Origin of the sequence: Lysinibacillus sp. BF-4, from assembly GCF_000743635.1 — a bacterium.
Taxonomy (GTDB): domain Bacteria; phylum Bacillota; class Bacilli; order Bacillales_A; family Planococcaceae; genus Metalysinibacillus; species Metalysinibacillus saudimassiliensis.
Window position 1 is genome coordinate 16,942 of sequence record NZ_JPUW01000022.1, and the last position, 25,599, is coordinate 42,540.

Below are 25,599 nucleotides of genomic sequence, written 5' to 3' on the forward strand. Positions count from 1 at the left end.
GAGAGTACAGTGAATTTACAATTTACAGAAGAACAACGCATGATGCGTGACATGGTACGTAACTTTGCACAAAAGGAAATTGCACCTTTCGTAGAACGTATGGAAGCTGGCGAATTTCCGCGCGAGATTTTAAAGAAAATGGGCGAGCTGGGCTTAATGGGTATTACAGTACCTGAAGCATACGGCGGTACAAATATGGACTTTACTTCATATATTATTGCGATTAATGAGTTATCACGTGTAAGCGCAGTAGTAGGTGTTATTTTATCCGTCCATACATCAGTAGGTACTAACCCTATCCTTTATTTTGGTAATGAAGAACAAAAGCAAAAGTATGTGCCTAAGCTAGCAGCTGGTGAGTACCTTGGCGCATTTTGTTTAACAGAGCCAAGCGCAGGCTCTGACGCAGGTTCCTTAAAATCTAAAGCGGTAAAAGATGGCGATGCTTATATTATTAATGGCTCAAAAGTATTTATTACAAATGGTGGCGAGGCTGATGTGTACATTGTCTTTGCGGTAACAGATCCAACAAAAGGCTCGTATGGCATCTCAGCATTTATTGTTGAAAAGGGTACAGAGGGCTTGGTCATTGGTAAGGACGAAGAAAAAATGGGCTTACATGGCTCACGTACTGTGCAGTTAACGTTTGATAATATGCGTGTACCTGCAGAAAACCTACTAGGTGCAGAAGGTGAAGGATTTAAAATTGCGATGGCTAATCTTGATGTGGGGCGTATTGGTATTGCGGCGCAGTCATTAGGTATTGCAGAGGCAGCACTTGAAGCAGCAACAGGCTATGCTAAGGAGCGCGTACAGTTTGGTAAACCAATTGCTGTACAACAAGGGGTTGGCTTTAAATTAGCAGATATGGCTACAGCTGTAGAGGCATCAAAATTACTTGTTTACCGTGCAGCTAATTTACGTGCAGAAGGTAAAAACTGTGGGCAAGAGGCATCAATGGCTAAGCTATTCGCTTCGAAAACAGCAGTAGATACAGCAATTGAAGCAGTGCAAGTATTTGGTGGGTACGGTTATACAAAAGATTACCCAGTAGAGCGTTACTTCCGTGATGCAAAGGTTACGGAAATCTACGAAGGTACGTCTGAGATTCAACGACTTGTTATTGGTAAACATATGCTTTCAAAATAAAAACAAAAAAAGGGGATAGAACGATGAACTTTCAATTATCAGAAGAACATGAAATGCTACGTAAAATGGTGCGCGAATTTGCACTAGAGCAAGTTGCGCCAACAGCGGCTGAGCGCGATGAAAACGAAACATTTGATATGAACATTTTTAAACAAATGGCTGAACTTGGGTTAACAGGTATCCCTTGGCCAGAGGAGTACGGTGGTGCAGGTATGGACTACCTTGCTTACGTCATTACGATTGAAGAGTTATCACGCGTTTGTGCATCCACAGGCGTTGTATTATCGGCGCACACATCATTAGCGGGCTGGCCGATTTATAAATATGGTAATGAAGAACAAAAGCAAAAATACTTACGTCCAATGGCTGAAGGTGAAAAAGTAGGTGCTTACGGTTTAACAGAGCCAGCATCAGGTAGTGACGCAGGCGGCATGAAAACAACAGCTAAATTAGATGGTGACGATTATGTATTAAATGGCTCGAAAATCTTTATTACAAACGGTGGTATTGCAGACACATATGTAGTATTTGCGGTAACAGACCCAACATCTAAACATAATGGTACAAGTGCATTTATCGTCGAAGCGGATACACCAGGCTTTGCGGTAGGTAAAAAAGAACAGAAACTCGGCATTCGTTCTTCACCAACAACTGAAATTATGTTTGATAATTGCCGCGTACCAAAGGAAAATCTGCTAGGTAAAGAGGGCGAAGGCTTTATTATCGCGATGAAGACGCTAGACGGTGGACGTAATGGTATTGCTGCACAAGCAGTAGGTATTGCACAGGGCGCACTCGACGCAGCTGTGGGCTATGCTAAAGAGCGTGTGCAATTTGGTAAACCAATTGCCGCGCAACAAGGGGTTTCATTTAAGTTAGCAGATATGGCAACACAAACAGAGGCATCACGTTTGTTAACGTATCAAGCAGCTTGGTTAGAATCAAACGATCTTCCTTATGGTAAAGCTTCGGCGATGGCTAAATTATTAGCAGGAGATACGGCGATGAAGGTAACGACTGAGGCAGTACAAGTTTACGGTGGCTATGGCTATACTAAAGACTACCCAGTTGAGCGTTATATGCGCGATGCTAAAATCACACAAATTTATGAAGGAACGCAAGAGATTCAACGCTTAGTTATCTCGCGTATGCTTACAAAGTAATTTATGACAGATAAGCTTAATAAAGTTGTAGTAGAGTCATCTGTTAAAGATGAGAGTTTAATTGCTATTCGCCGTAAGCAAATGATTCAAGGCGCAATCAAGCTCTTTAAAGAAAAGGGCTTTCACCGCGCTACTACGCGAGAAATCGCGAAAGAAGCAGGCTTTAGTATTGGGACGTTGTATGAGTATATTCGGTCGAAGGAAGACGTGCTTTACCTTGTGTGCGACAGCATATTTAACGAGGTAATGACACAACTTGCCGAGTTTCCGACTAGCTCAGGTACGTTAAACGAATTAAAAGGGGCAATTCGTCAATACTTTATGTTAATTGATGGCATGGTGGATGAGTTTACGATTATGTATCAAGAGACAAAGTCGCTAAAAAAAGAAGCATTGGTTTATGTTTTTTCGAAAGAATTTGAAATGGTCGCGATTTTTGAAGGCATTTTGAAAAATTGCGTAGATGCAGGGGAGCTTACATTAAATGAGCAACAAATCCATCTCGCAGCGAATAATATTGTGGTGCAAGGGCAAAGTTGGGCGTTCCGTAAATGGGCGCTCCACCCTCATCACACCATTGATTCGTTTATTGAAATGCAGACAACAATGTTTATTCAGGGGATTAAGGGATTTGCTTAACCATTTATAAAGAGGATGGGGGATATTGTTATGACACAAGAAAAAGTAGTGTATCGTCCGAATAATCACGTACGCTTTGTTACAGCATCAAGTCTTTTTGATGGGCATGATGCTTCTATTAATATTATGCGACGTATTTTACAGGCGAGTGGCTCAGAAGTCATTCACTTAGGGCATAACCGTTCAGTTGAGGAAGTCGTAAATGCAGCAATCCAAGAGGATGCACAGGGCATTGCGATTTCTTCTTATCAAGGGGGGCATATTGAGTACTTTAAGTACATGCATGATTTATTAAATGAGCGAGGTGCACCTCACGTTAAGATTTGGGGTGGCGGTGGTGGTGTTATTTTACCTAAAGAGATTAAAGAGCTAGAGGATTACGGCATCGCGGGTATTTTTTCGCCAGAGGATGGGCGTAAGCTTGGCTTGCAAGGTATGATTAATCACCAAATTGAAGAGAGTGACTTCTCTACAATTGAAGATGCAGATTATATTGGTTTACTCGATAAGCTGACGACAACAACGCCAGAAGTATTGGCTAAACTTATTACAATTGCAGAAGAAGTAAAAAGCGACGAAGCAAAGCAACTGATTGAGGAAGCGCGCCAACGCTCGAAAAACACGCCCGTTTTAGGTATTACAGGTACCGGTGGGGCAGGTAAATCGTCTCTAACAGATGAATTGATTCGTCGATTCCTACGTGAGTTCCCAGATAAAAAGGTTGCCATCCTTTCTGTGGACCCAACAAAACAAAAAACGGGTGGTGCGCTGTTAGGCGACCGTATCCGTATGAATGCTATTTTTAACAATCGCGTATACATGCGTAGCTTGGCTACACGTGGTTCCCGCACGGAACTTTCGTCATCAATTGGTGACGTACTGGATATTGTAAAAACAGCAGGCTATGACTTAATTATCGTTGAAACGAGTGGTATAGGTCAAGGGGATGCAGAAATCACCAACTATACTGATATTTCGATGTATGTTATGACATCAGAGTTCGGTGCGCCGACACAATTAGAGAAAATTGACATGATTGACTACGCAGATTTAATTGCGATTAATAAATTTGAACGTAAGGGTTCGGAGGATGCTAAGCGTCAAGTACAAAAGCAATACCAACGCTCACGAGAGCTATGGGAAGCAGATTTAGATGATATGCCTGTGTATGGTACGATTGCTAGCCAGTTTAATGATAAAGGCACAAACACATTGTTTGCGGCCATTGTTCATGTGTTAAATGAAAAAGCTGGTACAGACTGGGAAACATCCTATGCAGCTTCAGCTAAAACACAAAAGCAAGACGTGATTATTCCAAATGATCGTCGCTATTATTTACGTGAGATTACAGATACTGTGCGTAACTATCATAAAAATTCGGAGCAACAAGTTGTGCTTGCGCGTCGCTTGTTCCAATTAGAGGGTGCGCTTGAGGCAGTAAAAGAAAAAACGCAAGACGATGCATTAATGGCTTCATTAAGTTCACTGGCTGATGGAGTGCGTGACGAATTGTCAGCTGAGTCAAAACGTATTTTAGCTAACTGGGAGACCTTGAAGGAAGCTTATCGTCAAGACGAGTTTGTCATGAAGATTCGTGATAAGGAAATCCGTACAGTGCTGAAGACAAAAAGTTTAGCAGGTACAAAGATTCCAAAAGTGTCACTGCCTAACTACAAAGATTATGGCGAAATTTTGAGCTGGGTATACCGTGAAAACGTTCCTGGGGAGTTTCCTTATACAGGGGGCGTATTCCAATTTAAACGTGAGGGCGAGGATCCTAAGCGCCAATTCGCGGGTGAGGGAACGCCAGAGCGTACGAATCGTCGCTTCCACTACTTGTCTAAGGATGACGATGCGAAACGTTTATCAACAGCGTTTGACTCTGTAACACTTTACGGCGAAGACCCAGACCACCGTCCTGATATTTACGGTAAAGTTGGTGAGTCAGGCGTAAGCATTTGTACGTTAGAGGATATGAAAAAGCTATACGATGGTTTTGATTTATGTGCGCCATCAACATCAGTATCCATGACAATCAACGGTCCAGCGCCAATTATTTTAGCGATGTTTATGAATGCAGCGATTGACCAACAAGTGAAAAAGCAAGAGGACGCACTAGGTCGTACTTTAACGCTAGAGGAGTTTACTAGCGTACGCGAGCAAACACTACAAGTTGTACGTGGTACAGTGCAAGCTGATATTTTAAAAGAAGATCAAGGGCAAAACACATGTATCTTCTCAACAGAATTTGCCCTACGTTTAATGGGCGATATCCAGCAGTATTTTATTGACCATAAAGTACGTAATTATTATTCAGTATCAATTTCGGGCTATCATATTGCCGAAGCGGGCGCAAATCCCATTTCGCAATTAGCCTTTACGCTAGCGAATGGTTTTACGTATGTGGAGTATTATTTAAGCCGTGGCATGAATATTGACGACTTTGCGCCAAACCTATCATTCTTCTTCTCAAATGGTTTAGACCCAGAGTATTCGGTTATTGGTCGTGTGGCTCGTCGTATTTGGGCAGTAGTAATGCGTGATAAGTACGGGGCAAATGAGCGTTCACAAAAATTAAAGTATCACATTCAAACATCAGGTCGAAGCCTGCACGCGCAGGAGATTGACTTTAATGATATTCGTACGACACTTCAAGCTTTAATGGCACTACATGATAACTGTAACTCACTACACACAAATGCGTATGATGAGGCAATTACTACGCCAACAGAAGAGTCTGTCCGTCGTGCAATGGCCATTCAAATGATTATTACGAAAGAGCATGGCTTAACAAAAAATGAAAACCCACTACAAGGTGCATTCATTATTGAAGAGTTAACAGAGTTAGTAGAAAACGCAGTGCTTGAAGAATTTGACCGTATTAATGACCGTGGTGGCGTGTTAGGTGCAATGGAAACGCAGTACCAACGCGGTAAAATCCAAGAGGAGTCGATGCATTACGAAATGCTGAAGCACTCAGGTGAGTTACCAATCATTGGTGTTAATACGTACCTTAATCCTAACCCACCGTCAGATGATGCGATTGATAGCATGGAGATTGCGCGTGCTTCAAAAGAGGAGAAGGAAGCACAAATTACTAATCTGCAAGCCTTCCAAGCGAAGCATCAAACAGAAGCGGAAGCGGCAATTGAACGATTGCAACATGCAGCTGTAACAGGTGGCAATATTTTTGCGGAGCTTATGCAAACTGTACAAGTAGCAAGCTTAGGGCAAATCACGCGCGCACTTTACGAAGTGGGCGGGCAATACCGACGCAATATGTAAACAAGTAAGAGGTCGCTTAGGCGACCTCTGTTTTTTGTGAAAAAAATGTGTGCAGACAGGAAGTTATTTGAATTTGATTAGAAACATTCGCTATACTGAAGCAAAGAGGTGATAGCGTGTTTAAAAAAGTAGTGTCGTACGGCATAATTTTAGTTTTATTAGTCGTAATTACGGCAATTTATAACGACCAGCTTGCATCAATTCCATTATTGGTATTGTCAGCGTATTTATTTTTTTTAGGCACGCGTCAAATGTGGCGTTTAAAAAAACGTAAATTGTAAGTAGCCATTGCGATGAGATATTGTATATAATGAGTATTATGCTTAACCGCGTAAGTAGCAGAGGCTGCTTACAAGTGGGCGAATTGAAAGGACGTGCATGAAAGTGGATTTTCGTAAAATGACAAAACACCAAATCGCAGAAGAATCTTTAGTGGACTTAGCGTTTGCGATTTTAACAGAAAAACATAGTTCAATGAGTTTAGAAGCGTTAACAAGTGAGCTTCAAAAAATAAAAGGTTACACGAATGCAGAAATGAAAGCACGCATTCAACAATTTTATACAGACTTAAACATTGATGGACGCTTCCTACTTAACCAAGAGGATGGCTGGGGCTTACGTGAATGGTATAAAGTAGAGCAAATCGAAGAAGAAACAGCACCATCTGTAAAAATCCGTAAGAAAAAATCAAAAGCTGCTAAAGAAGATGACTTTGATGATGTGGAAGAGCTTGAAGCAGAAGAAGCACTTATCTTTGAAGATGAGCTAGAAGACGAAGAGGACGACGAAGAAGAGGAAGAAAGCTTAGTTGATCCTGTTGGCTTTGGCAAGGACGAAGAAGAGTTAGAAGAAGAGGAAGAGCTTGATGAGGAAGAAGTTGTGGAAGAAGTAATCATCGAGGACGAAGAGTTTGACTTAGGCGAGGAAGATGAAGAAGAGGACGACGAAGACGAAGAATAATTCTTGACATATTTTTCGGTAACGTATACTCTTTTACTTGGGCTCCTAAAAAGGAGATTGACCGTATAAGTGATACGCTTCCCCTGCGCATATGCAGAGGAAGCGTTTTTTATTTTTTATAAATATAAGGAGGCATTTGTAATGACAAAGTATATTTTCGTAACGGGTGGCGTGGTGTCGTCACTTGGTAAAGGTATTGTCGCTGCATCATTAGGACGTTTACTAAAAAATCGTGGGTTAGAGGTAACAATTCAAAAGTTTGATCCTTATATTAATATTGACCCAGGCACAATGAGCCCATACCAACATGGTGAGGTTTTTGTGACAGATGACGGTGCTGAGGCTGACTTAGACTTAGGTCACTACGAGCGCTTCATTGATATTAATTTAGGTAAGCACTCAACGGTAACATCAGGACGTGTATACCAAACCGTATTAAATAAAGAGCGTCGCGGTGATTATAATGGCGGTACAGTACAGGTTATTCCGCATATTACAAACGAAATTAAAGACCGCATCCAACGTGCAGGTCGCGAAACAAATGCTGATGTTGTAATTACAGAAGTTGGCGGTACAGTAGGTGACATCGAGTCACTACCATTCCTAGAGGCCATTCGTCAAATGCGTACGAACTTAGGTCACAACAACGTAATGTACATCCACTGTACATTAATCCCGTACATTAAAGCAGCGGGCGAACTAAAAACAAAACCAACACAACACTCTGTAAAAGAGTTGCGTTCACTTGGTATCCAACCAAACATTATTGTGGTGCGTACAGAGCAAGAAGTACCAGAAGAAATGAAAGAAAAGTTAGCGTTATTCTGTGACGTACAAAAGCACGAAATTATTGAGTCCCGTGACGTTGAGCATTTATATGAAGTACCACTTAACTTACACAAACAAGATTTAGACGATATCGTACTTGACCACTTTGGCCTAAAAGCGCCAGAAGCAGACATGGAAGATTGGAAAAAGCTTGTGGAAGTTGTGAAAAACTTACATGGTAAAACAAAAATCGCACTTGTTGGTAAATACGTTGAGTTACAAGATGCGTATATTTCAGTAGTAGAAGCAATGCGCCATGCAGGCTATGCGTTTGATACAGACGTAGAGATTGACTGGATCAATGCTGAAGAAGTAACAGCAGACAATGTAAAAGAAATGATTGGCGAGGCTGATGGTATTATCGTCCCTGGTGGCTTTGGTGACCGCGGGGTTGAAGGTAAAATCGAAGCAATCCGTTTTGCACGTGAGAACAATGTACCATTCCTAGGCATTTGTTTAGGTATGCAATTAGCTACAGTCGAGTTTGCACGTAATGTGTTAAAATTAGAAGGTGCTCACTCAACAGAGCTAGATAAAGACACAACGTACCCAATTATTGATATTTTACCAGACAAAAAAGAAGACGATGATTTAGGCGGCACACTGCGTCTTGGCTTATACCCATGTAAATTAAAAGACGGCACACAAGCACACGCTTCATACGATAGCGATTTAATCTATGAGCGTCACCGTCACCGTTATGAGTTTAATAATGAATACCGCGAGGCAATGGAAGCAGAGGGCTTAGTATTCTCAGGCGTTAGCCTGACAATAAATTAGTCGAAATCGTAGAAATCCCAACAAATGATTTCTTCGTAGCTGCACAATTCCACCCAGAGTTTGTGTCACGTCCAAATCGTCCACAACCACTATTCCGTGATTTCATCCAAGCAACATTAAAATAAAATTTTGTAGCCTGAAAGTGTAGCAGTACATTTTCGGGCTTTTTTTGAAACTAAATGTTGAGTGAACCGTATAGCAATAAGAGACAATTAATAGAAAAGAGGCTAACTATGAATAATAAAAAGATTTTTGCGATGGCAATGACTGCGGCGCTAGCAACAAGTGCCATTGTAGTTGTACCAGAAGCAAACGCAGCACCTAAGAAGTTTAAAGATGTTGATGCTAAGGCAGAGTACGGACAAGCCATTGCTAATTTAGTAGAGCGCGGTGTTGTTAAAGGTTATGCAGACGGCACATTCCGCCCGCATCAAGCAATTACACGTGGACAATCAGCAAAAATGCTAGCTAATATGTTAGCGCTTGATACAGAGGACGTTGTAAATCCTGAGTATAAAGATGTTGCCGAAACAAATGAATACTACGGCGCAATTGCAGCACTTACAGAGGTAGACGTATTTAGCGGCTATGCGGATGGTTCATTCCGTCCAAACGAAGCGATTACACGTGAGCAACTTGCTAAAATGTTAACGACAGCGTATGCGCTAATGGCACCAAATGGTACAACGTTACCGTTTAAAGATGTGTTAGTACATACAGAGGCGTACGACAATGTTGCAGCGCTTTACCACTATGGTATTACAAAGGGGCAAAGCCCAACAGAGTTTGGTCTGCGTAACAGCGTAACACGCGCGCAATTTGCATTATTTACAACGCGTACTGAACAAATGCTAGAAAACCGTATTCAAGCAAAAATTACTGCGGACGAACTAAACGCAACGATTATCGAAGCAACTTATACAGAAGAAAACCATCCTGAGACAGGTGAAGAAATTTTCGCTCTACATGAGGACGGCGAAACAATTGGTATTGAGGCCATCTCTGAAGGTAAGGGCATGATTATTGTCAGCGGCTCTAACGTAACAGAGGAAGAAGACTATGAAGTAGTTACACAGAAAAAATATATCGTAGAGGTAACGAAAAAAGCAGATAAGCTAGTGGTCACATTAACAGAGTCAACTGAAGTAACACCAACAGAGATTTCAGTTGAAGAAGAAGCGCTTGGCTTTGAACCAAAACATATCGAAATTATGAGCTTAGATGGTAAGGTTTTAGACCCAACAATGTATACGTACGAAAAAAATACATTTGAAGTAATTGAAGGCGAAGAAATCGAAGAACCAGAAACAGCTTCTTATACGCTAACAATGAAAGCGGCAGGCGCTTATATTGCAACATTTAGCGATGATGAGGGCAACTCACGTCGTTTAGGTTTAGCAATTAGCGAAAGCGATTTTTCTTTCGTAGCAATGAATGTTATCGAAAAAAATGAAGTACTTGTCAGCCAAGATGAAATTGGTTTTAATGTACGTGATATGTATGTTGAGCAATTTACAGCAGGTCTTGCGAAAGATAAAATTGTACACACACAATTAGCGAATGACGGTGTTAAAATTACACGCGCTGCAGAGGGTAATGGCTTATTCTCGATTCGCTTAACAGGTAACGACGATGAGAGCATTTATGTGCATGGCTTTATGTATGAGCTTGCTGGTATTACCACAATTGAGTATATGGTAGTAACGAGTGAGGAAATGGATGAGCTACAAAATTTATTACAATCTTTAGGTGGCGGTGACTTAGGCGGTCTTGCTGGCCTTGAAGGATTAATGTAAAATAAAAAATCTCGACATTAGCCATAAGCTGATGTCGAGATTTTTTTATTCACCTGCAAGCATTTCGTCGTAGCTTAGCTTAATAGCTTCATAGGCAAATAATGCAGCAAATAAGTCAGGCTGTACTAAGCGCTCACCTGTTTCACTTGGGATTAGACCACCACGTACATGTAAGTTAACATAGGTGTAGGCTTCTTCGAATAATGTATTCGATGGATTTTTTTTATTTTCACTTGCTACAACAGCAAATGGTACGCTTAATGTAGCAGCTACGGCAATCGCAGCCTCATCCGTTGCAAGTGGTGTAAAAATACAAACGCGGTCAGCCGGCGTTAGCTCGCTAACGTCTGTTAGGTTACGCACTTTAGCGAATGGTTCAAGCTCGTTACTTGCGTGTGTAAGGATAGCTTCAAACTCACCAAAACATGCAAAATACACATGCCCTTCACCAATAGCAGCTTGTGCAAGTAGACGCGCTGTATCTTCAATGTTTTCTTCTTCTGCATTACCAAGGCGTTGAAATAGCCCTTGCAGTTGTGTCGTTAATATTTTTAACATGTTGTCACCTCGCTAACATTATAAGTGAAAACGAAAAGAATGTATTGTATTATGGAGGGAAAGTAAGCAGGTAATTTTAGCAAATACTAGGAGGGATTTTGTGTGCAATTTACTTATCGTGGACGATCAAGAGGGAATTAGATTATTATTGCGCGAAGTTTTTAAGCAAGATGGTTACTGTACGCACCTCGCCGCAAGTGGCGTAGAGGCATTAGCAATTGTAGAAACATACATACCAGATTGTGTTTTACTCGACATGCGTATCCCAGGCATGGATGGCATAACAATATTAAGCAAGTTGCGCGAGTTGTTCCCAAATTTACCAATAATCATGATGACTGCTTACGGAGAAGTCACCGAAATTGAAAAGACGAAGCGGCTCGGAGCAGTCGCACATTTTACAAAACCATTCAATATTTTCGAAATTCGCGCTACTGTTAACAAAATATTACTAGGTTAGTTGTTCAAGCAGTAGCATACATATTCGCTTTTTGTTATGATTAGATGGAATATTTCTCACGAAAAATATCGTTAATCCTAAGGAGGATTTTATTCATGGCATTAGTATCAATGAAAGAAATGTTAATCAAAGCAAAAGAGGAAAAGTACGCAGTAGGGCAATACAATATTAATAACTTAGAATTTACGCAAGCGATTTTATTAGCAGCACAAGAAGAAAAATCACCAGTAATCCTTGGTGTTTCTGAAGGCGCAGCAAAATATATGGGCGGCTTCGTATCAGTTGTTTATATGGTAAAAGGCTTAATTGAGAGCTATGGTATTACAGTGCCTGTTGCTATTCACTTAGACCATGGTTCTAGCTTTGATAAATGTAAAGAAGCAATTGACGCTGGCTTCACTTCAGTAATGATTGATGCTTCTCACCACCCATTTGAAGAAAATATCGAAATCACATCTCAAGTTGTAGAATACGCACACGCTAAAGGCGTTTCTGTAGAAGCAGAGCTTGGCACAGTTGGTGGCGATGAAGATGGTGTAACAGGTGGTATTATTTATGCTGACCCAGAAGAATGCCGTAAAATGGTTGCTGAAACAGCAATCGACTGCCTAGCACCAGCATTAGGTTCAGTACACGGACCATATAAAGGTGAACCAAACCTAGGTTTTAAAGAGATGGAAGAAATCTCAAACTTAGCTGACCTACCATTAGTATTACATGGCGGTACAGGTATCCCGACAAAAGATATCCAACGCTCAATCTCTTTAGGTACAGCAAAAATTAACGTAAATACAGAAAACCAAATCGCAGCAACAAAAGTAGTGCGTGAAGTATTAGCAAACGACACTAAAGTTTACGACCCACGTAAATACTTAGCACCAGCTCGCGAAGCAATCAAAACAACAGTAATCGGTAAAATGCGCGAATTCGGTAGCTCACAAAAGGCATAAAGAAAAGCAGAGGGCACTGTTCTCAAACCAGCACGTTGGAGGGAGTCGGCCTGTGTGCTCGTCACACAGAGCAGTCACCCGAAACGTGACAGGTTTGAAGTGCCAGCCGCTAGCCAAAAAAGAAAAGCAAAATGCGCTGTTCTCACACCGTAAGCGTTGGAGAAGGGCAGCCTGTGTGTTTGTCGCACAGAGCTGACATTCGAAACGCCAAGGAGTGAAGCGCATGTCGCTAGCCAAAAGAAAAGCAGAATGCGCTGTTTTCACACTGAGGCATTATTTACAGTAGTGCCTTTGCTGTGAGAGTAGTGTCATTACATTTACACAGATTCTGAGTGCATACAGGAGAGGCAATACTGCTTCTCTTGTTTTCAAGTGAAATGGAGGTAAGTATAATGAAGTTTTTTATTGATACAGCTAATTTTGACCATATTAAAGAGGCGCATAGCTGGGGTATTATTGATGGTGTTACCACAAACCCGTCACTTGTAGCGAAAGAAAAAGACATTTCATTTCACGAGCGTTTAAAAGATATTGCGACACTCGTTGACGGTTCAGTGAGCGGAGAGGTTATTGCCCTTGACGCACAGGGTATGATTGAAGAAGGACTTGAGCTTTCTAAAATTGCCCCAAATATTACAGTGAAATTGCCAATGACAAAGGCAGGCTTAACAGCATGTCGTTATTTTGCAGACAAAGGCATTTCGACGAATGTCACATTAGTTTTTAGCGCAAACCAAGCACTGCTAGCTGCTCGTGCAGGAGCTACGTATGTGTCACCATTTATTGGACGCCTTGATGATATTGGTCAAGACGGTGCACAATTAATTGAGGATATTGCGACAATGTTTGCCATTCATAACATTGATACACAGATTATTGCAGCATCGATTCGTCATCCGCAGCACATTCAAGCAGCGGCGATGGCAGGTGCGCATATTGCGACAACACCATTTAATGTATTGGAGCAGCTATTTAGCCACCCACTTACAGACAAAGGGATTGCAGCATTTTTATCAGATTGGGATAAGCGTCAAGGGAAATAAGAGGAAGTACATTCCGCTATTGTGGGTGAACTTCCATTGCTAAGGAGAAATAAAATGGATGTATATAAAATTACAGGTGAAAATCGCCTGAAGGGTACCATTAAGGTAAGTGGAGCAAAAAATAGCGCTGTCGCTTTAATACCTGCCACGATTTTAGCCAATTCACCCGTAACAATTGGCGGTATTCCTGAGATTTCAGACGCGTGGGCATTAAAGGATTTACTAGAGGAGTTTGGCGGTAAGGTGCTATTTCAAAATGGCGTAATGACCGTCGACCCGACAGACATGGTTGCGCTACCACTACCTAATGGTAACGTCAAACGCTTACGTGCCTCGTATTATTTAATGGGCGCGATGTTAGGGCGCTTTAAAAAAGCTGTAATTGGTTTACCAGGCGGTTGTTTTTTAGGGCCACGCCCAATTGATCAGCACATTAAAGGTTTTGAGGCGCTAGGTGCAAAAGTTACAAATGAACACGGTGCGATTTATTTGCGTGCAGACGAGTTAATTGGCGCTAAAATTTATTTAGATGTGGCGAGTGTTGGTGCTACAATTAATATTATGTTAGCGGCTGTTCGTGCAAAAGGTAAAACAGTTATCGAAAACGCAGCAAAAGAACCAGAAATTATTGATGTAGCTACATTGCTTACAAATATGGGCGCAAGCATTAAGGGCGCAGGTACGAGCGTAATTCGTATTGAGGGTGTTGAGGAGCTTCATGGTACACAACACACAATTATCCCTGACCGTATTGAGGCAGCAACATTTATGATTATGGCAGCAGCTATTGGTGATGGTGTGACAATTGATAACGTTATTCCGTTGCATTTAGAGGCAGTGACGGCAAAATTACGTGAAATGGGTGTAAAGGTACAAACCGACGAGGAAAGTATCTTTATTCCAAAAACGGATTTAACTACATTGCAAGCCGTAGATATTAAAACACTAGTGTATCCAGGCTTCCCTACAGATGTACAACAACCTTTATCTGTGTTAATGACACAGGCAGATGGTGCATCAAAGGTGACGGATACGATTTACCCAGCACGCTTTAAGCATATTGACGAGTTAAATCGTATGAGCGCAAAAGCACGAGTAGAAGGCAATACAGCCATGATATCTGGACCAACTACCTTGCAGGGTTCTACTGTAACAGCAACGGATTTACGCGCAGGTGCAGCACTTGTGCTTGCAGGGCTGATTGCAGAGGGCGAAACAGAAATTCGCGATATTTATCATATTGAACGAGGATATAGCAGTATAATAGACAAGCTGTGCGAAATTGGTGCAGATATTAGAAGAGAAACAATTTCGCTCGAAGTAGCGGACAAATAACAGGAGGCATAAACTCATGGAACGTAGTTTATCAATGGAAGTAGTACGTGTAACAGAGGCAGCAGCAATTGAATCAGCAAAATGGATGGGACGCGGTGACAAAATTTCTGCAGATGATGCAGCAACAACAGCAATGCGTACAATGTTCGACACAATCCCAATGCACGGTACAGTAGTAATTGGTGAAGGTGAAATGGACGAAGCACCAATGCTTTATATTGGTGAAGAACTTGGCTTACGCAACGGTGGCCCAGATGTTGATATCGCAGTTGACCCACTTGAAGGTACAAATATTGTTGCTAAAGGTAGTAACGGTGCATTAACAGTGCTTGCTATCGCAGATAAAGGCAACTTATTAAATGCTCCTGATATGTATATGGAAAAAATCGCTGTTGGTCCTGAGGCAGCAGGTATGGTAGATATTAATGCATCGGTTACAGATAACTTAAAAGCTGTAGCGAAAGCAAAAAACAAAGACGTTTCAGATGTGGTAGCTACACTACTTGACCGCGAACGTCACGCAGCAATCGTTGAAGAAATTCGTGCAGCAGGCGCTAGTATTAAATTTATCCAAGATGGCGACGTTGCAGCAGCAATTAATACAGCATTTGACCAAACAGGTGTTGATATTATGTTCGGTATTGGCGGCGCACCAGAAGGCGTAATTTCTGCAGCGGCATTAAAATGTTTAGGCGGCGACTTCCAGGGACGTTTAGTACCAGAAGACGACGAGCAACGCGCGCGTTGCGAAAAAATGGGCATTGACGTTAATAAAGTATACCAACTAGAGGACTTAGTTAAAGGCGACGATGCAATTTTCGCTGCAACAGGTGTGACAGATGGTGGACTATTACGCGGTGTTCAATACAAAGGTGATTACTGCTTAACAGAGTCAGTTGTTATGCGTGCTAAATCAGGTACGGTTCGTTTTGTTGAAGGGCGTCACCGTTTAGAAAAAAAACCACAGTACGATAAATAATGCTTCATTTATGAAGGAGGTGCGCTATGTACCTCCTTTATTTTACACTATAGAGAACTGGAGCTGTGTTTATGGCTAGTTTGACAATATCTCAATTAGAAAATATGACATTAAAAGATTTATATGCCTTAGCGCGTGAGTATAAAATTTCGTATTATAGCAAGCTCACCAAGAAGGAATTAATTTTTGCGATTTTAAAATCACGCTCTGAGCAAGAGGGCTTCTTCTTTATGGAAGGTGTATTAGATATTGTGTCACAAGAGGGCTTTGGCTTCCTTCGACCGATTAACTACTCACCAAGTAAGGAAGACATTTATATTTCAGCTTCACAAATTCGCCGCTTTGATTTACGTAATGGCGATAAGGTTTCGGGTAAAGTACGTCCACCAAAGGAAAACGAACGTTATTATGGTTTATTGCAGGTTGAGGCAGTGAACGGGGTAGACCCTGAACAAGCTAAAGACCGCGTGCATTTCCCCGCTCTTACTCCGCTCTACCCAGACCGACAAATTAAACTCGAAACAACATCAAATCGTGTATCAACACGCATTATGGATTTAGTTGCACCCGTAGGCTTTGGTCAACGTGGTTTAATTGTAGCCCCACCAAAGGCAGGTAAAACTTCTTTATTAAAAGAGATTGCCAACGCAATTACAACAAATTATCCTGATGCGGATTTAATTGTGCTATTAATTGATGAGCGTCCAGAGGAAGTTACTGATATTGAGCGTTCAGTCAATGCCGATGTTGTTAGCTCGACGTTTGATGAGGTACCAGAAAATCACGTTAAGGTAGCAGAGATTGTACTAGAGCGAGCGCGACGTTTAGTAGAACAAAAGCGCGATGTTATCATTTTAATGGACTCTATTACACGTCTTGCGCGTGCGTATAACTTAGTAATCCCACCAAGTGGTCGTACATTATCAGGCGGTATTGATCCAGCAGCCTTCCATCGACCAAAACGCTTCTTTGGCTCGGCACGTAATATTGAGGAGGGTGGTAGCTTAACAATTTTAGCTACTGCATTAATTGATACAGGTTCGCGTATGGACGAAGTGATTTATGAGGAGTTTAAGGGTACAGGTAACTTAGAGTTACATTTAGATCGTCATTTAGCTGAGCGTCGTATTTTCCCAGCGATTGATATTCGTCGTTCAGGTACACGTAAGGAAGAATTATTAATCCCGAAAGAGCGTCTTGAAAAGTTATGGGCCATCCGCAAAACATTTTCAGATGCTTCAGACTTCACAGAGCGCTTTTTACGTAAACTACGCACAACGGAAACAAACGAAGAGTTCTTTGACAAGTTAAATAGCGAAATGAAAAAAGCAACGAATGGCAAAGGATTAGTAGATAAAAAGTAAATGGTTGCAAGGTCAAAAAGATTTTGCTATACTATTTTCTGTAAAGAAACGCATTGCATATGGAACTGACATATTCGGGTGCTGTAAGGCAATGGTTCGAAAACAAAACTCTGACCTAGCAAATAGTTCAGGGCGAGAGGAGAAAACGAATATGAAACCAGGTATTCATCCAGATTACAAACAAGCAACGGTTACTTGCTCATGCGGTAACACATTCACTACAGGTTCAGTAGAAGAGAAAATCACTGTTGAATTATGTAACGAATGCCACCCATTCTATACGGGTCGTCAAAAATTCGCGGCTGCTGATGGTCGTGTGGATCGTTTCAACAAAAAATACGGTCTTAAAAACTAATTGTAGTTTCATACCTGCCAAGCGCTTCGCTTGGCAGGTATTTTTTTCAGCATAAATAAGGGGAGTTGTAGGCAGTGGCACAACTTTATTTTAAGCACGGAGCTATGAACAGTGGTAAATCAATTGAAATTTTAAAAGTGGCACACAATTACCAAGAGCAAAATAAGCCCGTAGTATTATTTACACCGGCGGTTGATACACGCGATGAAGAAGGCTATGTATCAAGTCGTGTTGGCTTAAGACAAAAGGCAATTGTGATTTTTGCGCATACCGATATTTTTTCAATCGTTAAAAATTGTGAGCAAAAGCCCTATTGTGTACTTATTGATGAAGTACAATTTTTAGACAAGGCTCAAGTGCTACAACTTGTACGTATTGTAGATGAGCTTGATATTCCTGTTATGGGTTTTGGTTTAAAAAATGATTTTCGTAATGAATTATTTGAAGGTAGCCGCTATATGTTAACGTATGCGGATAAAATAGAAGAAATGAAAACGATTTGCTGGTTCTGTGAGCGTAAAGCAACAATGAACCTACGTGTAGACGGGCAAGGAAAGCCAGTTTATACGGGTGAGCAAATTCAAATTGGTGGTAATGAGGCATATTATCCAGTATGTCGTAAATGCCATAGCAATCCCCCCCTACACTAATAGAAGAGGTGAACAACAATGTTTGATCGTTTACAAGCAGTTGAAGATCGCTATGATCGCTTAAATGAATTATTAAGTGACCCAGATATCGTCAACGATAGCAAAAAACTACGCGAGTACTCAAAGGAACAATCGGATTTACAAGATACGGTTGATGCTTACCGAGAGTATAAGGATGTTAAGCAGCAACAAGCGGATGCGCGCGAAATGCTAGATGAAAAGTTAGATGCAGATATGCGTGAGATGGTGAAGGAAGAGTTTAATGACTTAAATCATCAAGTTGAGGTTTTAGAGGAACGCCTTCGTGTATTATTAATCCCTAAAGACCCAAATGATAACAAAAACGTAATCATGGAAATCCGCGGAGCAGCGGGCGGCGATGAAGCAGCACTATTTGCGGGTAACTTATTCCGTATGTACTCACGCTACGCTGAAACACAAGGATGGAAAATCGAAGTTATGGACGCTAATGCGACAGGTATGGGCGGCTATAAAGAGATTGTCTTTATGATTAATGGGCAAGGTGCGTTTTCTAAATTTAAATACGAGAACGGGGCACACCGTGTACAACGTGTACCAGAGACGGAGTCATCAGGTCGTATTCATACGTCAACAGCAACCGTTGCCTGCTTACCAGAAGTAGAAGAAGTAGACGTAGAAATTCATGAAAAAGATATCCGTGTCGATACTTTTGCTTCATCAGGAGCAGGTGGACAGTCTGTAAATACCACGATGTCTGCTGTGCGTATGACCCACTTACCAACAGGTGTAGTAGTGTCGATGCAAGATGAGCGTTCACAAATTAAAAACCGCGAAAAAGCGATGAAGATTTTACGTGCGCGTGTAGCGGATAAATATTTACAAGAAGCACAAAGCGAGTATGATTCAGTTCGTAAATCAGCTGTTGGTACAGGTGACCGCTCTGAGCGTATTCGTACGTATAACTATCCACAAAATCGTGTTACCGACCACCGCATTGGCTTAACGATTCAAAAGCTCGACCAAATCATGGAGGGCAAATTGGACGAAATTATTGATGCACTAACATTAGAAGAGCAAGCATCAAAACTTGAGCGATTAAATGAAAACGCCTAGGCAAGCGTATGATGCGCTAGTTTGGGCATCAGCTTTTTTAAAGGAGTATGGACGTGAAGAAAATGCGGCACGTCTTATTTTGCAACATGTATTAGGCTGCTCTTATTCAGCGTTAATGCAACATATGTATGATGAGCTAAGCCATGCACAAAGTGTGGAGTTTGACGCACTTGTTAAGGAGCACGCGGTTGGTAGACCTGTACAATACTGCATTGGCTACGAAGAATTTTATGGTCGTAAGTTTACGGTTAATGAGTCTGTGTTAATTCCAAGACCTGAAACTGAGGAGCTTGTCTATTATGCATTGCAAAAAATAGAGAAGCTTTTTGGCAATCAGCCTGTCAAACTAGCGGATATTGGTACGGGTAGTGGAGCAATTGGTTTAACGATGAAACTTGAGCGCCCTAGCCTAGATGTAACCGTAACGGATTTATCTGAGCGTGCGATGGAAGTTGCCGTTTATAATGCTAAAAAAATGGATGCCTCTGTGCGTTTTGCCTTAGGTGATTTAACAGAGCCTATCGCAGGCGAAACATGGGATGTTATTTTATCCAACCCGCCTTATATTGCGTTTGATGAGCTACCGTTAATGTCAGAGATTGTACTAGAGCATGAGCCACATACCGCATTATTTGCTGCGGAGGATGGGTTGAAATTATACCGTCGTCTAGCAGAGGAGAGCGCAACAATAATGAAGCGCCCTGCGTTAATCGGTGTAGAAATTGGCTATGCCCAAGGTGAGGCAGTGAGTGGCTTCTTTACACAGCACTTTCCGGAGGCAACGGTTTCTGTTGTTAAGGATATTAATGGTAAAGATCGTATGGTTTTTTGTGAAATTGTATAGTTATACACAATTTTCTGATAAGTTATGCACTGAAGTTGTGGATAACTTTATGGACACTAAAGGAGTTTTGTAACGTGGAGACACATATCGCAGCTGTAAATAGTATAAAGGCTTATGAGCAAGCAGCGACACTATTACAGGACGGTCAGCTAGTAGCATTCCCTACAGAAACCGTGTACGGCTTAGGCGCAATTGCTACAAACGCTAAAGCAGTCGCTGCTATTTTTGAGGCGAAGGGGCGACCTTCAGATAATCCGCTAATTGTACATATTGGTACAAAGCAAGCAGTTGAGCAATATTGTACAAATGTCTCAACGCTAGCTAAGCAATGTATGGCGAGCTTTTGGCCAGGGCCACTTACACTAGTTATGCAGGCCAAGCCTAATACGCTTGCGACAAATGTAACGGCAGGTCTATCAACTGTTGGTGTACGTATGCCAGACCATCCTGTTGCACTTCAACTTTTACAAACGGTAAATGCGCCTGTTGCAGCGCCAAGTGCTAATCGTAGTGGTAAGCCGAGCCCAACACGTGCTAGCCATGTGTATGATGATTTAGTGGGACGTATACCATTAATTTTAGATGGTGGACGCACAGGTATTGGGCTAGAGTCGACTGTACTAGATGTGACGCAACATCCACCGGTGATTTTACGTCCAGGTGGCGTAACAAAAGAAATGCTTGAGCAGGTCATTGGTGAGGTCAAGGAAGCTAAGCTAACTGATGCACCTGAGGCACCACGCGCACCAGGTATGAAGTATACGCATTATGCGCCAAATGCGCCTGTATATTTAATAGAAGAAAGTACCGAAAAAATTACAGCTGCTTTAACTGAATTAGCACATGAACGCGTGGCACTTATTGCACCAGCAAGCTGTACTGTGCAAGCTCCGATTCGTATTTCGTTAGGAGAGAGTGCAGACATCGCTGTTAATTTATATGATGCTTTGCGTGAATGTGATAAAACGGATGCTACGATTATTTTAGTAACGGCTACAACAACAGAGGGTGTAGGTACTGCTATTATGAATCGTCTAGAAAAGGCCGCTGGTGGTCGTTGGTACAAAACTACTGTGTAGAGCACAGTAGTTTTTTTGTGGGCATTTTGCTATGCTAAAAATAAAGGAGCGATAAATGATGAACCTTTATTTTATTTGTACTGGTAACACATGTCGCAGCGCAATGGCTGAGGCAATTGTACGTGCTAAACATATAACGAATATTGAAGTTAAGTCAGCGGGCATTTTTGCTGCTAGCCAAGCACCAATGAGTCCTAATGCAAAGCGCGTGTTAGAGGAGCAACAAATTACAGAGCAACATAGCGCTAGTCAAGTGGATGAAGCAACACTTGAATGGGCAGATTATATTATTACAATGACAGAGGGACATCGAGCAAATTTACTTGCCGCATACCCACAGCATGCTAATAAAATAATAAGGCTACATGAGTTTGCAACGGGCGAGTCACGCGATGTGTTTGATCCATATGGTGGTGATGTCGAAGTATACCGCAAGACCTTTAACGAACTGCAACAAGCAATTGAACAAATCATCCGAAAGATATAGGAGTGTTGTTAATGCATCAGCAGAAGGCGAAAATAGGTATCGCAAAAAAATTAGTATTTTTTGTTGGCGCATTAGCGCTAGTTACATACTCAACAAGTTTTATTTTTATGGAATATATTCATCCCATGTTTTTTCCGCAAGTTAATGTAGTGCTGTTTCAAGCAATTACGTATGCTCTTGGGATTATGTGGTCATGTATTTTAGCTGCCGTTTTTAGTGGGGTACTTGTTAAGCCATTACTTAAACTAGAGCGAGCTGTAAGTGAGGCAGCTGAAGGTAAGATTAGTAAAGACTTGGCTGTGCCAAATACGCAGGATGAGTTAAATGCTGTTGGGACTGCTTTTAATGGGATGCTTAGTAATTTACGCACGATTATTAAAGGAATCGAAATTAATTACGACGCTACGCATGAAGTCATTGATGGGTTAGCCAAGCAAACAACGACAGCTAAAGCTAATGCAGAGGGCATTTCGGCTACGATTAACCAAATTTCGGACGGGGCTGAGGCTTCTGCAATGGCTGTACAGCATACAGCAGAGGCAATGGAAGATGCGCGTGATGTTGCGACGACGGTTACAGATGAAGTAACAACTACTACACACCAAGCACAACAATTGGTGCAGGAGTTAAGTGTAGCTATTGCAGCAATTGACGAATTAACATCTGGCATTGAACAGATTGCTATGCGTAGCACGGCTGTACTTACTAATGTTGAAGGGCTAGAGTCAAATGCTACAGCTATTGGTAGTGTGACAGAGCTTGTTGGCGCGATTGCTGAGCAAACTAATTTACTTGCGTTAAATGCCTCTATTGAAGCTGCAAGAGCAGGAGAGCATGGCAAAGGCTTTGCTGTTGTAGCGGATGAGGTGCGTGCACTAGCTGACCAAAGTGCTACTGCGGTACGTGACAGTAATGAGCTAATTCGTGGCATGCAACAAAATGTTGGCGTTGTTGGTGAGGCGATTCGTGAGCAAGTGCAATTTGCGCGTGCGGAAGCGGCACGTGTGTCTATGACAACGCAGGCGGTACAAACAGTGGAGGCTGCTATTCATACAATCGCGCATGCAACCGAAAATATTGCGCGTATGATGGAGCAACAAATGACAAGTATTGAGGAAACAGCCAAGCAGTCACAAGAGGTAGCAGCCATTGCTGAGCAAACATCAGCAGGAGCAGAGGAAGTACGTGCGCGTGCAGAAGAACAAATGTATGCAATGGCTACGATTGAAGCCTCAACAGCGCAGTTAGAGCAACATGCACAAAAACTTTATGAGATGATTCATAGATTTAGCTAATAGAGACGAAGTAGACACGAAGTTGTTTACTTCGTCTTTTTTGTGACAAACAACAAGAAAGTGGATTGTAACAGCATGTATTAGTGTATAAAAGTGAACAATAAAAGTTTATCTAGACAAATCATTCGCTTTTAGGTATCATTCGTTACGTAAAGATAAATAAAAATCGTGTTTTTCTACTTGATAAAATGGTAAACTTAAAGGGACTATAAAAGCGAAAAGAGGGAGCCAGTTTTGAAAGTAGCAATTTCTTCAGACCACGGCGGAAATAATTTACGTAAGGAGATCATGTCATTATTAGACGAGTTAAAAATCGACTATACTGACTTTGGTCCACAGACAGATGATTCAGTAGACTATCCAGATTATGCAAAACCAATAGCAGATGGCGTTGCCAAAGGCGATTTTGACCGTGGGATTTTAATTTGCGGTACAGGCATTGGTATGTCAATTGCAGCAAACAAGGTGCGCGGCATTCGCTGTGCGCTAGTACATGATGTATTTAGTGCAGAGGCAACTCGTCAGCACAATGATACAAATATTTTAGCAATGGGTGAGCGCGTTGTAGGCGCAGGACTTGCACGCATGGTAGCAAAAACATGGTTAGAAACAGAGTTTGAGGGCGGTCGTCATGAGCGTCGCGTAAATAAAATTTGTAGCTTAGATTTAGCGAGAGGTGAATAATTTGCTAGAAGTTCAACTTCAGCAACTATTGACCGAGTTAGAGGAGCAAACCACATTACAAGCAAATACCTTGTTTGTAGTGGGGTGCTCAACCTCTGAAGTTATTGGTCAGAAAATTGGAACAGCGGGTGCGGGCAATGTAGCCGAAGCGCTATACGAACCGCTCAAGCAATTTGCTGATAAACACAAACTGTATTTAGCGTTCCAAGGTTGCGAACACATTAATCGCGCGCTCACTTTAGAGCGTGCAGCAGCACAGCAATTCAATTTACCTGAGGTGTCAGTCATTCCTGTACAGTCAGCGGGTGGTTCGATGTCAGCCTATGCCTATAAACAATTGCAAGACCCTGTCGTTGTAGAGCATATTACAGCAACAGCGGGGATTGATATTGGGCAAACGTTAATTGGCATGCATTTAAAGCATGTTGCAGTCCCTATTCGTACGAGCGTAAAGCAAATCGGCGAAGCAATTGTAACAGTAGCGACCACGCGACCGAAATTAATCGGCGGCGAGCGCGCAGTATATTCTATTTAAACTTAGGAGGAAGTAAATTATGTCATTAGAAAAATTAGCAGCACAAGATAAAGCCGTATTAGATGGTATTTTAGCAGAGAAAAAACGCCAACAAGATAATATTGAGTTAATCGCCTCAGAAAACTTCGTATCAGAAGCAGTAATGGAAGCACAGGGCTCAGTATTAACAAACAAATATGCAGAAGGTTACCCAGGCAAACGCTACTATGGTGGTTGTGAGCATGTTGACGTTGTAGAGGATATCGCACGCGACCGTGTTAAAGAAATTTTTGGTGCTGAGTATGCTAACGTACAACCTCACTCAGGTGCACAAGCAAACATGGCTGTTTACCACACAATTTTACAACCAGGTGACACAGTATTAGGTATGAACCTTTCTCACGGTGGTCACTTAACACATGGTTCACCAGTTAACTTCTCTGGCGTACTTTACAACTTTGTGGAGTATGGTGTAACTGAAGATACACACGTAATTGACTACGAAGATGTACGTCAAAAAGCATTAGCTAACAAACCAAAATTAATCGTTGCAGGTGCATCAGCATACCCACGTGAAATCGATTTTGCTAAATTCCGCGAAATCGCAGACGAAGTAGGCGCGTACTTTATGGTTGATATGGCACATATCGCAGGTTTAGTAGCAGCTGGCGAACATCCATCACCAGTACCACACGCTGACTTTGTAACATCAACAACACATAAAACATTACGTGGCCCACGCGGTGGTTTAATTTTATCAAGCGCGAAATGGGAAAAAGAATTAAATAAATCAGTATTCCCTGGTATCCAAGGTGGTCCTTTAATGCACGTAATCGCAGCTAAAGCTGTAGCATTTGGCGAAACACTACAACCAGAATTTAAAGACTACGCTAAACAAATTAAAGCTAACGCTAAAGCATTAGCTGAAACATTAATGGCTGAGGGCGTTGATATTGTATCAGGCGGTACAGACAACCACTTACTATTATTAAACGTTAAATCATTAGGCTTAACAGGTAAAGTAGCAGAGCATGCACTTGACGCTGTAGGCATTACAACAAATAAAAACACAATTCCTTACGATACAGAGTCACCATTTGTAACTTCAGGTATCCGTATTGGTACACCAGCAGTAACTTCTCGTGGCTTCAAAGAGGAAGACATGAAAGAAGTAGGCGCAATCATTGCGTTAGTATTAAAAAACCCAGAAGACGAAGCAACACAAAAAGAAGCGAAAGAGCGCGTTGCAGCACTTGCAGCTAAGCACCCTCTTTACGCATAAGACAAAAAGTCTCCACTCAAATTTT

Annotated in this window: 24 protein-coding genes and 1 pseudogene; 24 read left to right on the plus strand and 1 reads right to left on the minus strand. The window is 41.7% G+C overall.

Going from position 1 to position 25,599, the window contains the following annotated elements; translation table 11 throughout:
- The first annotated feature begins 9 nt into the window (after positions 1–9).
- From CH76_RS08365 to CH76_RS13505, 8 genes and pseudogenes are all read left to right on the plus strand, one after another.
- Positions 10–1,149 (plus strand): acyl-CoA dehydrogenase, encoded by a 1,140-nt coding sequence (locus CH76_RS08365; RefSeq protein WP_036145057.1) that lies wholly within the window; start codon positions 10–12, stop codon positions 1,147–1,149.
- 23 nt (positions 1,150–1,172) lie between these two features.
- Positions 1,173–2,312 (plus strand): acyl-CoA dehydrogenase, encoded by a 1,140-nt coding sequence (locus CH76_RS08370; protein WP_036145058.1) that lies wholly within the window; start codon positions 1,173–1,175, stop codon positions 2,310–2,312.
- Positions 2,313–2,315: 3 nt separating this feature from the next.
- Positions 2,316–2,951 carry a TetR/AcrR family transcriptional regulator gene (locus tag CH76_RS08375; RefSeq protein ID WP_036145061.1) on the plus strand — a complete coding sequence of 212 codons (636 nt, stop codon included), beginning with the start codon at positions 2,316–2,318 and terminating at the stop codon, positions 2,949–2,951.
- A 30-nt stretch (positions 2,952–2,981) separates the two neighbouring features.
- On the plus strand, positions 2,982–6,236 hold the full coding sequence (gene icmF, locus CH76_RS08380) for a fused isobutyryl-CoA mutase/GTPase IcmF (protein WP_036145062.1): 3,255 nt from the start codon (positions 2,982–2,984) through the stop codon (positions 6,234–6,236).
- 116 nt (positions 6,237–6,352) lie between these two features.
- Entirely contained in the window at positions 6,353–6,517 is a 165-nt protein-coding gene (locus CH76_RS13915) for a hypothetical protein (RefSeq protein WP_161769882.1), read from the plus strand.
- Positions 6,518–6,614: 97 nt separating this feature from the next.
- Positions 6,615–7,196 (plus strand): DNA-directed RNA polymerase subunit delta, encoded by a 582-nt coding sequence (rpoE, locus tag CH76_RS08385; protein WP_036145064.1) that lies wholly within the window; start codon positions 6,615–6,617, stop codon positions 7,194–7,196.
- 141 nt (positions 7,197–7,337) lie between these two features.
- Positions 7,338–8,929: pseudogene (locus CH76_RS08390) on the plus strand (CTP synthase).
- A gap of 108 nt (positions 8,930–9,037) precedes the next feature.
- The gene (locus tag CH76_RS13505; RefSeq protein ID WP_051910293.1) at positions 9,038–10,600 is read left to right on the plus strand and encodes an S-layer homology domain-containing protein; all 1,563 of its coding nucleotides are present in this window, start codon (positions 9,038–9,040) and stop codon (positions 10,598–10,600) included.
- A gap of 45 nt (positions 10,601–10,645) precedes the next feature.
- Here the strand turns inward: CH76_RS13505 and CH76_RS08400 are convergent, their stop codons facing one another.
- Positions 10,646–11,158 (minus strand): DUF2529 family protein, encoded by a 513-nt coding sequence (locus CH76_RS08400; protein WP_036145066.1) that lies wholly within the window; start codon positions 11,156–11,158, stop codon positions 10,646–10,648.
- A 100-nt stretch (positions 11,159–11,258) separates the two neighbouring features.
- Between CH76_RS08400 and CH76_RS08405 the strand changes: the two genes are divergently transcribed.
- The 16 genes from CH76_RS08405 to glyA all read left to right on the plus strand — a co-directional run bounded on the left by CH76_RS08405 (position 11,259) and on the right by glyA (position 25,574).
- Positions 11,259–11,618 (plus strand): response regulator, encoded by a 360-nt coding sequence (locus CH76_RS08405; RefSeq protein ID WP_036145067.1) that lies wholly within the window; start codon positions 11,259–11,261, stop codon positions 11,616–11,618.
- A 95-nt stretch (positions 11,619–11,713) separates the two neighbouring features.
- On the plus strand, positions 11,714–12,568 hold the full coding sequence (locus CH76_RS08410; protein ID WP_036145068.1) for a class II fructose-bisphosphate aldolase: 855 nt from the start codon (positions 11,714–11,716) through the stop codon (positions 12,566–12,568).
- A gap of 392 nt (positions 12,569–12,960) precedes the next feature.
- Positions 12,961–13,611, plus strand: a complete 651-nt coding sequence (fsa, locus tag CH76_RS08415; protein WP_036145069.1) for a fructose-6-phosphate aldolase — start codon at positions 12,961–12,963, stop codon at positions 13,609–13,611.
- A 54-nt stretch (positions 13,612–13,665) separates the two neighbouring features.
- On the plus strand, positions 13,666–14,946 hold the full coding sequence (locus CH76_RS08420; RefSeq protein ID WP_036145071.1) for a UDP-N-acetylglucosamine 1-carboxyvinyltransferase: 1,281 nt from the start codon (positions 13,666–13,668) through the stop codon (positions 14,944–14,946).
- Positions 14,947–14,962: 16 nt separating this feature from the next.
- Positions 14,963–15,925: a class II fructose-bisphosphatase gene (gene glpX / locus CH76_RS08425; RefSeq protein ID WP_036145072.1), complete on the plus strand. Its 963-nt coding sequence runs from the start codon at positions 14,963–14,965 to the stop codon at positions 15,923–15,925.
- A gap of 71 nt (positions 15,926–15,996) precedes the next feature.
- The gene (rho, locus tag CH76_RS08430; RefSeq protein ID WP_036145073.1) at positions 15,997–17,289 is read left to right on the plus strand and encodes a transcription termination factor Rho; all 1,293 of its coding nucleotides are present in this window, start codon (positions 15,997–15,999) and stop codon (positions 17,287–17,289) included.
- A 151-nt stretch (positions 17,290–17,440) separates the two neighbouring features.
- Positions 17,441–17,644, plus strand: a complete 204-nt coding sequence (gene rpmE, locus CH76_RS08435; protein WP_036145074.1) for a 50S ribosomal protein L31 — start codon at positions 17,441–17,443, stop codon at positions 17,642–17,644.
- A gap of 74 nt (positions 17,645–17,718) precedes the next feature.
- Positions 17,719–18,294, plus strand: a complete 576-nt coding sequence (locus tag CH76_RS08440) for a thymidine kinase (RefSeq protein ID WP_036145076.1) — start codon at positions 17,719–17,721, stop codon at positions 18,292–18,294.
- Between the two features lie 18 nt (positions 18,295–18,312).
- Positions 18,313–19,389 (plus strand): peptide chain release factor 1, encoded by a 1,077-nt coding sequence (prfA, locus tag CH76_RS08445; RefSeq protein WP_036145077.1) that lies wholly within the window; start codon positions 18,313–18,315, stop codon positions 19,387–19,389.
- On the plus strand, positions 19,376–20,233 hold the full coding sequence (prmC, locus tag CH76_RS08450; RefSeq protein ID WP_036145078.1) for a peptide chain release factor N(5)-glutamine methyltransferase: 858 nt from the start codon (positions 19,376–19,378) through the stop codon (positions 20,231–20,233). Before prfA ends, prmC begins: the two co-directional genes overlap by 14 nt.
- Positions 20,234–20,307: 74 nt before the next feature.
- Positions 20,308–21,312, plus strand: a complete 1,005-nt coding sequence (locus tag CH76_RS08455) for an L-threonylcarbamoyladenylate synthase (protein ID WP_036145079.1) — start codon at positions 20,308–20,310, stop codon at positions 21,310–21,312.
- Positions 21,313–21,367: 55 nt separating this feature from the next.
- The gene (locus CH76_RS08460) at positions 21,368–21,799 is read left to right on the plus strand and encodes a low molecular weight protein arginine phosphatase (RefSeq protein WP_235190378.1); all 432 of its coding nucleotides are present in this window, start codon (positions 21,368–21,370) and stop codon (positions 21,797–21,799) included.
- A gap of 11 nt (positions 21,800–21,810) precedes the next feature.
- Positions 21,811–23,094, plus strand: a complete 1,284-nt coding sequence (locus tag CH76_RS08465) for a methyl-accepting chemotaxis protein (protein WP_036145081.1) — start codon at positions 21,811–21,813, stop codon at positions 23,092–23,094.
- 234 nt (positions 23,095–23,328) lie between these two features.
- Positions 23,329–23,778 (plus strand): ribose 5-phosphate isomerase B, encoded by a 450-nt coding sequence (gene rpiB, locus CH76_RS08470; protein WP_036145082.1) that lies wholly within the window; start codon positions 23,329–23,331, stop codon positions 23,776–23,778.
- Positions 23,771–24,313, plus strand: a complete 543-nt coding sequence (locus CH76_RS08475) for a TIGR01440 family protein (RefSeq protein WP_036145083.1) — start codon at positions 23,771–23,773, stop codon at positions 24,311–24,313. The genes rpiB and CH76_RS08475 overlap by 8 nt, the downstream gene beginning before the upstream one ends.
- 19 nt (positions 24,314–24,332) lie before the next feature.
- Positions 24,333–25,574, plus strand: a complete 1,242-nt coding sequence (gene glyA, locus CH76_RS08480) for a serine hydroxymethyltransferase (RefSeq protein WP_036145084.1) — start codon at positions 24,333–24,335, stop codon at positions 25,572–25,574.
- Positions 25,575–25,599 lie beyond the last annotated feature (25 nt).